We start from the raw sequence: 12,457 nt of genomic DNA on the forward strand, positions 1-12,457 counted from the left end.
TAAATAGTTAGTGAATACCACCGATGCGGTTGAAACGCACACCAGTTGGGATCCATGAAGGTAGAACGCTATCTGCGCCACGATCAAACTCAAAGCTGATCCAAATGGCAACAGCTTTGCCGACAAGGTTAGCTTCAGGAACAAAGCCCCAGTAACGGCTGTCTGCACTGTTGTCACGGTTATCACCCATCACAAAGTACTGACCTTGAGGTACCACCCATTCAGTTGTACCGCTACGTGGGAAGTATTGCTCCACACGGTTACGTACAAGTGGGTTAACCAAAATATTGTGCTCAACGTTACCCAATTTCTCATCCAGTTGGATCATTGGGATACCGTTTGATTTGAATTGACTCTCTTCTACATTACTCAGCTTAACTGGCTTACAGCTGGATTCGCCTTGGCTTTGAATGCACAACTGCTTATCACCAGAATAACGAACAATGTCACCCGGCAAACCAACGACACGTTTGATGTAATCAACGCTTGGTTGAGGTGGGTATTTAAAGACAACAATATCACCACGTTCAGGCTTACCAGTTTCCACTAGCTGAGTACGCCATACTGGGTCTTTTAGACCGTACGCGTACTTCTCAACTAAAATGAAATCACCAACCAGCAAGGTTGGCATCATTGAGCCTGACGGGATTTGAAACGGTTCATAGATAAAAGAACGTAATACTAAGACGAAAGCGATAACAGGGAAAATAGACACACTGTTTTCAATCCACCATGGCTGGCGCTCCACTTTCTGTAGAGTGACTGCATCCAAACCATTTGTAGTTTGCGCTTGAATCTCCGCTACTTTCGCTTGACGTTTTTTTGCAAACACCAGCTTTTCCAGTAGCCAAACTACACCCGTTACCAAGGTGACGATAACCAGCATCAGTGAGAATGTATTCGCCATTAAATTCCCTTATCTAAAAATACGAAAGTGAAAGAGCCTAAACCCTTTCACTTATTTAAGTTCTAACGTCTTATGACCAACAACAGTGGGACAAAGTTCAACTCTAATCTTTGCCTACGTGAAGAATTGCTAGGAACGCTTCTTGAGGCAGTTCCACGTTACCGATCTGCTTCATACGTTTCTTACCTTCTTTCTGTTTCTTCAGAAGTTTCTTCTTACGACTCACGTCACCACCGTAACATTTTGCGATTACGTTTTTACGTAGCTGCTTAACGGTAGAACGCGCAATGATGTGGTTACCAATAGCCGCTTGAATCGCGATATCGAACATCTGACGAGGGATAAATTCTTTCATCTTCTCAACCAGCTGACGACCACGAGTCTGAGACTGATCTTTGTGCGTGATAAGCGCAAGTGCATCCACTTTGTCGCCGTTCAATAGTACGTCTACGCGTACCATGTTTGACGCTTCAAAGCGTTGGAAGTTGTAATCCAGAGACGCGTAACCACGTGACGTAGACTTCAGACGGTCGAAGAAGTCGAGAACAACTTCCGCCATTGGGATGTCGTAAGTCACTGCAACTTGGTTACCGTGGTAAACCATATCAACTTGGAGACCACGCTTCTCCACACACAGTGTGATCACGTTACCTAGGTAATCAGAAGGCACCAAGATGTTACAACGCGCAATCGGCTCACGAATCTCTTCGATGTCGTTAATTGCAGGTAGCTTCGCTGGGCTATCAACGTACAGTAGCTCACCATCCGTTTTCTCAACTTCGTAAACTACCGTTGGCGCTGTGGTAATCAGGTCGAGATCGTATTCACGCTCTAGACGCTCTTGGATAATTTCCATGTGCAGCATGCCAAGGAAACCACAACGGAAACCAAAACCAAGCGCTGCTGAGTTTTCTGGTTCGTAGAATAGCGATGCATCGTTTAGGCTCAATTTACCCAGTGCGTCACGGAAGTTTTCGTAATCGTCAGATGATACAGGGAACAGACCCGCGTATACCTGAGGTTTTACTTTCTTAAAGCCAGGGAGTGGCTTATCGCTGCCGTTTTTCGCTAACGTTAGCGTATCACCTACTGGTGCGCCTAGGATGTCTTTGATACCACAAACAACCCAACCTACTTCGCCAGTATTTAGAACATCAGTATCCACTTGCTTAGGTGTAAAGATACCCAAACGGTCTACACCCCAAGCTTGGCCTGTGCTCATTACTTTGATTTTGTCGTTCTTCTTCAGTGAACCGTTTTTGATTCGTACCAAAGATACTACGCCAAGATAATTATCAAACCATGAGTCGATGATCAGCGCTTGTAGTGGCGCATCAGGATCACCTTCTGGTGCTGGAATTGCTGATACGATGTTTTCTAGAACGTCCTCAACACCAAGACCTGTCTTCGCAGAACAGCGTGTTGCGTCCATCGCATCAATACCAACGATTTCTTCAATTTCTTCAGCTACACGTTCAGGATCAGCGGCTGGCAAGTCGATCTTGTTTAGGATTGGCACAACTTCCAGATCCATTTCGATCGCGGTGTAACAGTTAGCAAGTGTTTGCGCTTCCACACCCTGACCAGCATCAACAACCAATAGCGCGCCTTCACAAGCCGCTAGAGAACGTGATACTTCGTATGCAAAGTCTACGTGTCCCGGAGTATCGATGAAGTTCAGCTGATAAGTTTCACCGTCTTTAGCGGTGTAGTTTAGCGTCACACTCTGAGATTTAATGGTGATACCACGCTCACGTTCAAGATCCATAGAATCCAGAACCTGTGCGGCCATTTCACGATCGCTTAATCCTCCACAAACTTGGATTAGACGGTCTGATAGGGTCGACTTACCATGGTCGATGTGGGCGATAATCGAAAAGTTACGAATGTGCTTCATAGATTTAGGGTGACTAACTCTTTACAAATTGGGACAGTAAGAAAGCCATCATTTGACGGCATTTCAATCAAGTTGGCAGATTCTACCGAATTTCGTTAACGGGCGCACCTAATTTAAAGTGTAGAGCTTATTGGATAGGTTCACCGAGAACTCGAATGAGGGTGACTTGGCGTTTTGACTCATCTTCAAGCGGTTTTGATAGGCGTTTTGCGAACCACATACCACCGCCTGCAAATAGCATGGATGCGAGAATAACAATGCCTTCTCCACCAGCGGTCAGAGGAGTCAGTAAGAAATGACCAACCATAGCACCAAGAATCAAACCAAATAAAGGCAGTAGATACACCGCCATGGCTGACTTGATAAGGCTGGATTCAGGAAAGCCGATTTCCACGACTTGACCGACTTGCACGTTTTTTTCTGTGCGCAGATGCCACGACAGGCTCTTATTACCTATCGCTTTAGTGACAACACCTGTGCCACAACTTTTTTGCGAGGAGCAGCTGCTGCAGCTCGTTTGCTGCTCGCAGCTTAAATCTATCTCGTACTGCTTACCGTGACGCTCTACTCCGATCACGGTAGCTAACGCAGTCATCATTATTGCTTACTCTTTGTTACATTAAATGTGACAGATTGAGCAATGCGCTGCGCCGTAGCTGGCGGAATATCTCCGACCACAGAGATTTCATAATCACCATTAACAAAACTGTGTAAGGTTCTACGGCCTTGACGAACCAGTTGTCCTTTTAATGAATGCTCATCTTTGTTTGCTACGTAAACAGAGAAGTTGAACAAGCCATCAGAATACAACTGACTTTCTACCATTTGGTCTGTTGATGCCATACGGTAGCGGTTGAGATCGTTTGGATGAAAACCGTCTGGAGTCCAGCCCACAGTCCAATTGCTCGTGCCAATTTCACCTTTCGGCATTGTAAGCACAGCAGGAAGTTGAACGCCTTCAAGGCCGCTCATCAACTCTGCAATTTTAGGGTTTACTGTGTAAGAGATCGTGCGGTATTGCTCTAGCATCTCGCCATCACGATCGACAAGATCGGCGCGAAGTGGCAATTTGCTCTTTTCGTCAATCCAAAGGACATAGGAATAACGTAGTCCGTCTTTCGGCACAATGCGTAATACCTGAGTTGGAACACCGGCTTCACGCGCACGCCCTACTTGAACGTAGTCGTAATACAGGTTTAGCTCGTCGATATTGGTGTTAAGCATCGGTATCGTTGGTGCAACCATTTTGCCTGATTCGATAGTGAACGGTTCCACGCCAGTTTCGATATAACTCACTTCTGTTCCGCGACGAATCACCTCACGTACAGGTCCACTTAAATAAACAAGATGAGCGTACTGATCTTCGCCGTGTGTCGCGTGACGATACAGCAAAGGCTCAATGCTGTTCTTTTTGATAAGGATGTAAGAAAGTTCGTAACTTAAATTCTTACTCGCCTCGCTCATTTGATGCAATAAAGCCTCCGCCGGCTTATCACCAGCAAAGGCTTGCGAAGACATCATACTGAACAGAGCGCAAGCGCTGATCAGAAATTTTTTCATTCACTATCCGGAGTCAGATGCGCATCTTGCTGAGATGCGTCACTGTTAATTCTTAACTGCAATTCGTAGTCACGCAGCATAGCATGAACGCGTTTACGTTGCTCCTGCATATTTGCCTCACCCACTGAGCGCTCTACGGACTCACGAGTTAAGCTCACAGGTTCAGCACTGCCTGCAAACGGAACGGTTTGCAAAACTGGTAACTGTTCAGCTTGTGGCGACATTGGATCGCTACCACCGTATTGCTGCACACCTAAGATAACGACTAGCGACACACATGCAGCAACAGCGACTTGCCCAAACTGAGTTAACCACGCTGGCAACTGACGTTTGGCTTTTTGCGGTTCTGGTTGCGACTCTTTAGGCGCATCAGCGATTGAAATGACATTGGCACTGCGCGAATCGATCGCACGATGCACAGGTTCGTCTTCTAACGCTAACGCTACGCTTTCAGCAATATTCCACTCAGGTTTTGCTGGCGCCTCGCCTCGCATCACATCACCAATTAGGTGATAATTCTGCCAAGCTTCACGGCTCTCTTGGTCTTGCTCTAACTCTTGAATTAAAGCCTTATCGACCAATTCTCCATCCATGAGAGCTGAAAGTTGTTCTTTGTCAGCCATTGTTTTCACCATAGTTATTACTTGTACTAGCGCTGTAAAAGAGGTCTGATTTTCTTTTCCACCGCTTCACGAGCACGGAAGATACGTGAACGTACCGTTCCTACCGGGCAATCCATCACTTCAGCAATTTCTTCATAACTTAAGCCATCAAGCTCTCGCAATGTCATTGCTGTCTTTAAATCTTCAGGTAAAGCTTCGATTGCACTGAACACTACCCGTTGCAATTCTTTGGACAACGTTAAGTTCTCAGGGTTCGAAATTTCTTTAAGTGCACTACCTGTTTCGTAAAATTCAGCTTCTTCAGCATCAACATCTGTCGCTGGGGGTCTGCGCCCTTGAGCCACAATGTGATTTTTCGCAGTATTCACTGCAATGCGATACAGCCACGTATAAAACGCACTTTCCCCGCGAAAGCTAGGGATAGCTCGGTAAGCTTTGATAAAGGCTTCTTGTGCTACATCTGGTACATCGCCAGGATTACTAACGTATCTGGAAATAAGATTACACACCTTGTTCTGATACTTTGTTACCAGCAGGTTGAATGCTTGCTTATCACCATTCTGAACTCGCTCAATCAATACTTGATCGGTCAGCTGCTCGTTCATTCGAGCGGATACTCCTATTTGTTATGCCCCTACTCTTCTCAGATATGGGTACTAATTATGCAAAACGTAGTATTGACACCACTGCTTACTTGAGCACTATTGTGACTCCAATGTGAATGAGAAAGTTCCATGGTTTCTCAAGTTTTTTGTCATTGTTTTTTCACAGTGTGATGTCATGCGCCAAATCCCATGCACTGCCTGACTTATGTCTAATTTGACAAGCGAGCATATTAAAGGGAAATGGGTATAATGGATGATCTCTGTCCCAGATTGTGCTGGGTAGAAACTAGAAAAGCAATGAGATTGACAAACTATTACTTTTCATTTGCATGGCTATTGGCTGTCTGAATAACGCGTTTTCAACCAAAACTCAGAAAACAACCGTGTGTCATTAGGCCTCAATGACCTAAGCATGCAAAAAGAAGAGTGGCTCAAGTCACCAGAGTAACTGTGATTTAGATAAGTCTCCCAACTTAGCCCTTAGTGACGGATGTCACGCATATGGAATGCACATGGTGTGCAAATAATACACAAGGTAACGTTATTACCTTAGCTTGGGATTATAAAAGTTATATGAACACAAATCGTGAACATGAATGTGATGTGTTAGTGGTAGGGAGTGGCGCTGCGGGCTTGTCGTTGGCTTTACGTGTCGCAAACCACTGTAAAGTAATGGTACTCAGCAAAGGACCGCGCAGCGAAGGGGCAACTTACTACGCTCAAGGCGGTATTGCCGCGGTGTTCGATGAATCCGACACCATTGAGTCGCACGTTGAAGATACCCAAATTGCCGGGGATGGTATCTGTGACGAAGAGACCGTGAGATTCATTGCAGAACACTCAAAAGAATGTGTGCAATGGCTGATTGATGGCGGTGTACCGTTTGACCGTGAAGACGATGATTCTGACGATGAACCTCGTTACCACCTAACCCGCGAAGGTGGCCACAGCCGCCGCCGTATTCTGCACGCTGCAGACGCAACCGGTATGGCAATGCAAACCTCATTGCAGGACAACGCCCACAACCATCCCAATATTCATGTTCTTGAACGCCACAACGCTCTGGACTTGATCACTGAAGATAAAATCGGCGGTGATAAAAACAAAGTCATCGGTGCCTATATCTGGAACCGAAACGAAGAGCACGTAGAAACCGTGCGCGCCAAATTTGTGGTTCTAGCGACAGGTGGCGCGTCAAAGGTTTATCAATACACCTCTAACCCAGATGTCTCATCGGGTGATGGTATTGCTATCGCGTGGCGAGCGGGCTGTCGAGTGGCAAACTTAGAGTTCAACCAGTTCCACCCTACTTGCCTTTACCACCCTGAAGCTCGCAACTTCTTGCTGACCGAGGCCCTTCGTGGTGAAGGCGCTTACCTTCGTCGCCCAGACGGCACTCGCTTTATGCCAGATTTTGATGAGCGAAAAGAACTCGCCCCCCGCGATGTTGTCGCTCGTGCCATCGACTTCGAAATGAAACGCTTGGGTGCAGACTGCATGTATCTCGACATCAGTCATAAACCAGCGGACTTTATCACCAAGCACTTCCCGACCATTTACTCGCGCTTGATGGACTTGGGCATTGATATGACCAAAGAGCCTATTCCAATCGTACCAGCTGCGCACTATACCTGTGGCGGCGTGATGGTGGATCAAAACGGTCATACGGATTTGAAAAACCTATACGCGATTGGCGAAGTGAGCTACACCGGCTTGCATGGTGCTAACCGTATGGCATCGAACTCACTGTTGGAATGTGTGGTTTATGCGTGGTCTGCTGCAAAAGATATTCTGAAACATCACACCAGCGTTGAGCTGCCTTCACGTGTTCCATGTTGGGATGAAAGCCAAGTCACCAACAGTGATGAAGAAGTTATTATTCAACACAACTGGCACGAACTTCGCCTGTTCATGTGGGACTACATGGGCATTGTGCGTACCGATAAGCGCTTAGAACGTGCATTGCGCCGCATTCAACTGCTACAACAAGAAACGCATGAGTACTACAGTAACTTCCGCGTATCTAATAACTTGTTGGAGCTGCGTAATCTACTGCAAGTTGCAGAGCTTATGGTTCGCTGTGCAATGCAGCGTAAAGAGAGTCGCGGCCTGCACTACACGCTTGATTACCCAAATCAACTGGAAAACAGCGGCCCGACAATTCTGGTACCAGCAAAGCAGTTAACCGATAATTAATATCGAATGTAACGCTTATCAACAGGGGGCTTTGGCTCCCTGTTTCATTTTCCATTGACGCAAAATCAAGGAAAGTTGCCGATAGCACCGTTCATCACAACTGTCTCGCCAAATCGTCACCATTTCATCCGACTCTAGCGTAAAGGAGAGTTTAAAAGGCAGCGTCGTCAGGTTGACGTGTTTGATATGCGAATTACTCGTTTCATTTTTTACCGTGCCGTCGCTGTGCACATACCAATGTCCTTGACTCGACAAAAGGACAAAGCCTGGATCACGTAGCTTGCTAGCAATCAGTAATAACAAATAAATCGATAATACGAGCGGAATGTCGGAAAGCGACACGGCCCAAGTCAAGCTTAAGAAAACGGTCAGATTGCTGACTTGAGCCGTAATTGAGGAAGATACGTTAAGATTAACGAACTTTGCTGAGGTTGTGGGCAACAATTTTATCAACCATTGCTGCGTGGCCTAGGTTCTCGCTACGACCATGTCCCATCACCCAAGTGAACAGATCTGGATCATCACATTCAAGCAGAGAAACAAAGTCACGCTGTTCTTGTTCGTTCAGCGCATCAAAGCACTCTTCAAAAAACGGCATAATCACCACATCCAGCTCAAGCATGCCACGACGACAAGCCCATTTAATACGCGCCTTTTCTTCAGGAGTGTACATTCATTATTCCTTCATAGATGTCTTGTTATTAATGCGGAGTGTAACAAGGGATGTGCTACGTCACTAGTGTGCGGGTCACAATACGTTAAGTAACTTCAAGGTGTCAGATTCAAAGCTGGTCACTGATTCAACACCACTGAACCTCACGTTTAGCAACAGCGAGCTCTTTCCTAATTATTCTGCCATGAAATCACGATAGAAAACGTCACCTATCCTTGATTGGCATACGTTGTTGACGTTTCTTACTCAAGGTTGATTAGATTTCCAAATTACCGCTACATCTGAAAACTGAGCGGTTCTCGCTAAACCGAACACCTTAAGGTGACTTGGGCATATTGAAAGCTGACAAATCGTGAATCTGCATTTAACATAGCTGAAAAATATCTTCAAAAGGCATTGTAATCATGGAATGGCAAACTCGCTTTTCACCGCTCAACCTATCGACTCAAGATGCTCTACCAGAACTGTCTATCTCACGACTCGATCATCTAGGCATGATCACCATGGTAGGCGATGACAAAAAATCGTACCTGCATGGTCAAGTTACCTGTGATGTGGTTTCTCTAGAAAAAGACCAATCAACACTCGGTGCGCACTGCGACGCGAAAGGTAAAGTGTGGAGTGTATTCCGCTTGTTCCATCATGGTGATGGCTACGGCATGATCCAGCCGAAATCTGCGATTGAAATCGAACTGAAAGAAATAAAAAAATACGCCGTATTTTCCAAAGTCACGATTGAAGAATCTAACGATGTGATTCTTGGCGTTGCAGGTGTCAACGCCGATGCGTTTGTGTCTGCTTTAAATGAAGATGCCGGTGATGTACGCATCATCAATGGCGGCACTGCGGTAAAAGTAGAGGCGAACCGTTGGCTACTTGTTGTGACAGAAGAAGCGGCGCAAGCACTGATCGAAAACAGCGATGCAACGCTGACAACACACGAGCTTTGGACTCGTTTCGACATTGAATCAGCACTGCCATTCGTTTCTGCCACAGCGCAAAACGAGCACATTCCACAAGCCTTGAACATTCAAGCCCTAGGTGGCATTAGCTTCACTAAAGGCTGTTACACAGGCCAAGAAACCGTAGCTCGAGCGAAATACCGCGGTACAAACAAGCGCGCTATGTACATCGTGAAAGGCGCAACGTCGACCGCGTTAAACGATGATGCGATTGAACTAGAACGCAGCGTAGGCGACAACTGGCGCTCAGTCGGCACGTTACTGGCTCACTATCAATTCAGTGATAACCAAGCTATGGGTTTGATCGTGTTACCAAATAATCTGGATGAAGACACTCGCCTTCGTTTGTCGTCTCAACCTGATTGTGAATGGACCATCGCAGAATTGCCTTACAGCCTTGATGATGAATAATGTCATTCATACTCCTTTGATGCAGTTTCTTGCCGACCAAAACATCACGTTTCGTCTGCTTCCGCATCAAAGACCAGCCACAACAATTGAGGATGCCGCGCAACAACGCGGCATTCGCCCTTCTCAAATGGTCAAAGCGATATTGCTGCGAGACATGGGCAATCAATACGCCCTCGCCTGCGCCCCTGGTGATCGCAGTGTGGATCCAAAAAAGGTACGAGCTTTACTGCAATGTCGCCGCATGACTTGTGTCGACCAGGCCGATGTAGAAGCCATCACTGGTTATAAAATTGGCACTGTGACGCCGTTATTACTCAAACGACAGATGCCGATTGTGTTTGACCCAAGCTTATTGGAAGAACGTGAAGTCACCATCAGCAGTGGGGACCGCATGGCAGGGCTGGCGTTATCCATCGACGATTTGGTTCAGTTGTGCCACCCCACCGTGGCCGAAATCTGTCGTTAACATCCAATTCATAATGCAATAAAGCGCAGTGTTCTCATCACTGCGTGATCTCCCTCATATCTATAAAAACACGCCAAAGAATTTTTAATCAAAATTAAAACATAAATAGTCACCATTATAAAACTCGTATATGCTGATTCTGTTGGTTAAGTTTTCAACAAGCACTTAACCAACATAAAGTGAATCGGCTGACAGGCATGACCACGCTCGTGATGTCAGCTATCCACTTTTGTGTAATGCATCTGTGACTATTCGCCCGCTCAAGCGGGCTTTTTTTTGCTTGGAACTTTTTTCAAGCAGTCTCATCTAATCTTGTGTAAGCAAGCTATAACACTTAGATAGAAGGTGTAGGTTTGAAAAGGAAACAATTAGCAAACAATCATTTTCCTTCTATTCTTATTTCTGTAACAAAACTATTGCTTAATGCACCACGTATGAAGGAGAACAGAAACATTTGGGTTCCTTCCAGTGTAATTTTTTGGGGTAATCCTCACGCTATTTGAGATATCAGTCTGTCAATTTGTCTAAAGCAGCACAATTCTCCAAAGCGATACATTTCACCTGTACTTAATACTATTGCTGTCACAATAATTTTTACGTCCAAAACGTAGAATAACTGGGCTAGGTAAGAGAAAAGGAAAGTAAATATGAGACTGTTTAAGCGCTATACACCAAGTATGATTGCTAAACATATAAGTCGTCTTTTTAAGGGAAGAATCTATATTTACGGGGTCGGAAGATTCGAGTTTGATAACGGTAAATTGATACTACCGGAAAAAGCGGAGCAACGTCATTTTCGAGCGGTAAAAGAGATTAACCAAGAAATAATGAAACTCCGATGCGCATACGCTTAGCACTTCATCGATGTCAAAAAGACAAGTAAAACAAAGGCTGGATTATCCAGCCTTTTGTGTTTTTAGGTAATGTAACTCAGAGCTATTGACGAGCCAGTTCTGGTAGGTGCCCCTTCAAACCCAGTGCACGTTTCATGATCTCATCTTTAGCACCCGGTAATTGTCCCGCTAAACTCAAGCCAATACCGCGAACCAGTTTTTTCGCTGGATGGCCACCAGAGAATAAATCACGGAAACCTTGCATCGCCGCAATCATCTTCGCCGCTTCAGCCTTACGCCAACGCTCATAGCCACGCAGATTGCGTTTACTACCAATGTCTTGCCCTTGTTTCCAAAGAGTCAGTACTTCTTGCGCCAGACTGGCTGCATCCAATAAGCCGAGATTCACGCCTTGGCCTGCTAATGGGTGGATGGTATGAGCCGCATCGCCAACCAGTGCAACACGCTCAACCACAAAGTCTCGGGCATAACGCATTTTTAGCGGAAACGCCGCTCGCTCTCCCACCACTTCACACACGCCTAAACGAGCATCGAATTCGCTGGTTAGCGTTTTGTTGAACGCTTCATCGCTCATGACCAGCAATTCTTCCGCTCGGTTTGGCTCTGTCGACCAAACGATAGAACACATGTTTGGTTGAGACATTGGCAAGAATGCCAAAGGCCCGTGAGGTGTAAAAATCTGACGCGCGATGCTGTGGTGCGGATCCGCTGTTTTCACATTAGCAACCAACGCATGGTGACCGTAGTCCCAATGCGTCAAAGGAATATCCATCTGGTTACGCAGCCACGAATTCGCGCCATCTGCGCCCACCACCAGCTTCGCTGTTATCGCTTGGCCGTTATCGAGCGTTAACCAACTCTCTTGTTCACCGACCGCGAGTGTCGCACAGCGCGCTGGCATGAATAGCGTCACATTCTCTAGCTTTTGCACTTGTTCCAACAACGCTAACTGGATCACGCGATTTTCAACGATGTGACCCAAATCAGGTTGCGCCATACTTTGTGCATCAAACTCTATTTTTGCGAAGCTGTCTTGCTCCCACACTTCCATACCGTAGTAAGGTGCAGCACGGCGTTGCTCAATACCCTGCCAAGCTCCTAGCTTACGTAAAATGGTTTCACTTGAGCGGCTCAGTGCAGAAACTCGCACATCAGGCAGTTCATTCAACGTTTCATCTGGCACGCTACCTTCGATCACGGCGATACGCAGGTCACTGTCTTTGAATGCGGCGGCAAGCGCCAACCCAACCATCCCTCCGCCGATGATGGCGATATCTACACTTTGCATCATTGCTATTTATTA

The 12,457-nt window shown here is 46.1% G+C and carries 13 protein-coding genes; 4 read left to right on the forward strand and 9 right to left on the reverse strand.

Annotation, left to right across the window (positions count from 1 at the left end):
• Nucleotides 1-7: 7 nt before the first annotated feature.
• From lepB to rpoE, 6 genes are all read right to left on the reverse strand, one after another.
• Complete coding sequence (gene lepB / locus NL646_RS14700; protein WP_005460682.1) at nucleotides 8-907, reverse strand: signal peptidase I; 900 nt, start codon at nucleotides 905-907, stop codon at nucleotides 8-10.
• Nucleotides 908-1,010: 103 nt separating this feature from the next.
• Nucleotides 1,011-2,804: a translation elongation factor 4 gene (gene lepA, locus NL646_RS14705; RefSeq protein WP_005460681.1), complete on the reverse strand. Its 1,794-nt coding sequence runs from the start codon at nucleotides 2,802-2,804 to the stop codon at nucleotides 1,011-1,013.
• 127 nt (nucleotides 2,805-2,931) lie between these two features.
• The gene (locus NL646_RS14710) at nucleotides 2,932-3,402 is read right to left on the reverse strand and encodes a SoxR reducing system RseC family protein (RefSeq protein ID WP_025524714.1); all 471 of its coding nucleotides are present in this window, start codon (nucleotides 3,400-3,402) and stop codon (nucleotides 2,932-2,934) included.
• On the reverse strand, nucleotides 3,402-4,364 hold the full coding sequence (gene rseB, locus NL646_RS14715) for a sigma-E factor regulatory protein RseB (RefSeq protein ID WP_253664364.1): 963 nt from the start codon (nucleotides 4,362-4,364) through the stop codon (nucleotides 3,402-3,404). The genes NL646_RS14710 and rseB overlap by 1 nt, the downstream gene beginning before the upstream one ends.
• Nucleotides 4,361-4,987, reverse strand: a complete 627-nt coding sequence (locus NL646_RS14720) for a sigma-E factor negative regulatory protein (protein ID WP_005481241.1) — start codon at nucleotides 4,985-4,987, stop codon at nucleotides 4,361-4,363. The genes rseB and NL646_RS14720 overlap by 4 nt, the downstream gene beginning before the upstream one ends.
• Before the next feature lie 26 nt (nucleotides 4,988-5,013).
• A complete protein-coding gene (rpoE, locus tag NL646_RS14725; RefSeq protein WP_005493913.1) occupies nucleotides 5,014-5,592 on the reverse strand; it encodes an RNA polymerase sigma factor RpoE in 579 nt (192 codons plus the stop codon).
• 573 nt (nucleotides 5,593-6,165) lie between these two features.
• Here rpoE and nadB point away from each other — a divergent pair.
• Nucleotides 6,166-7,788, forward strand: a complete 1,623-nt coding sequence (gene nadB / locus NL646_RS14730) for an L-aspartate oxidase (protein WP_005490333.1) — start codon at nucleotides 6,166-6,168, stop codon at nucleotides 7,786-7,788.
• An 18-nt stretch (nucleotides 7,789-7,806) separates the two neighbouring features.
• On the opposite strand, the gene NL646_RS23445 is transcribed toward nadB, so the two are convergent.
• Together NL646_RS23445 and NL646_RS14735 are read right to left on the reverse strand one after the other, a co-directional pair.
• A complete protein-coding gene (locus NL646_RS23445) occupies nucleotides 7,807-8,241 on the reverse strand; it encodes a protein YgfX (protein ID WP_076665151.1) in 435 nt (144 codons plus the stop codon).
• Nucleotides 8,201-8,461: a succinate dehydrogenase assembly factor 2 gene (locus NL646_RS14735; RefSeq protein ID WP_005458651.1), complete on the reverse strand. Its 261-nt coding sequence runs from the start codon at nucleotides 8,459-8,461 to the stop codon at nucleotides 8,201-8,203. The genes NL646_RS23445 and NL646_RS14735 overlap by 41 nt, the downstream gene beginning before the upstream one ends.
• Before the next feature lie 404 nt (nucleotides 8,462-8,865).
• Here NL646_RS14735 and ygfZ point away from each other — a divergent pair, with 404 nt between their 5' ends.
• From ygfZ to NL646_RS14750, 3 genes are all read left to right on the forward strand, one after another.
• Nucleotides 8,866-9,834: a tRNA-modifying protein YgfZ gene (ygfZ, locus tag NL646_RS14740; protein WP_031812242.1), complete on the forward strand. Its 969-nt coding sequence runs from the start codon at nucleotides 8,866-8,868 to the stop codon at nucleotides 9,832-9,834.
• Nucleotides 9,827-10,300: an aminoacyl-tRNA deacylase gene (locus NL646_RS14745; protein ID WP_193282925.1), complete on the forward strand. Its 474-nt coding sequence runs from the start codon at nucleotides 9,827-9,829 to the stop codon at nucleotides 10,298-10,300. The genes ygfZ and NL646_RS14745 overlap by 8 nt, the downstream gene beginning before the upstream one ends.
• Before the next feature lie 647 nt (nucleotides 10,301-10,947).
• Complete coding sequence (locus tag NL646_RS14750; protein ID WP_005380970.1) at nucleotides 10,948-11,154, forward strand: DUF1107 domain-containing protein; 207 nt, start codon at nucleotides 10,948-10,950, stop codon at nucleotides 11,152-11,154.
• An 82-nt stretch (nucleotides 11,155-11,236) separates the two neighbouring features.
• Here the strand turns inward: NL646_RS14750 and NL646_RS14755 are convergent, their stop codons facing one another.
• Nucleotides 11,237-12,445 (reverse strand): FAD-dependent 2-octaprenylphenol hydroxylase, encoded by a 1,209-nt coding sequence (locus NL646_RS14755; protein ID WP_253664365.1) that lies wholly within the window; start codon nucleotides 12,443-12,445, stop codon nucleotides 11,237-11,239.
• Nucleotides 12,446-12,457: the final 12 nt, after the last annotated feature.

The sequence above is a fragment of the Vibrio sp. Y20_XG_PY13 genome (genome assembly GCF_024181925.1).
Lineage (GTDB): Bacteria > Pseudomonadota > Gammaproteobacteria > Enterobacterales > Vibrionaceae > Vibrio > Vibrio parahaemolyticus.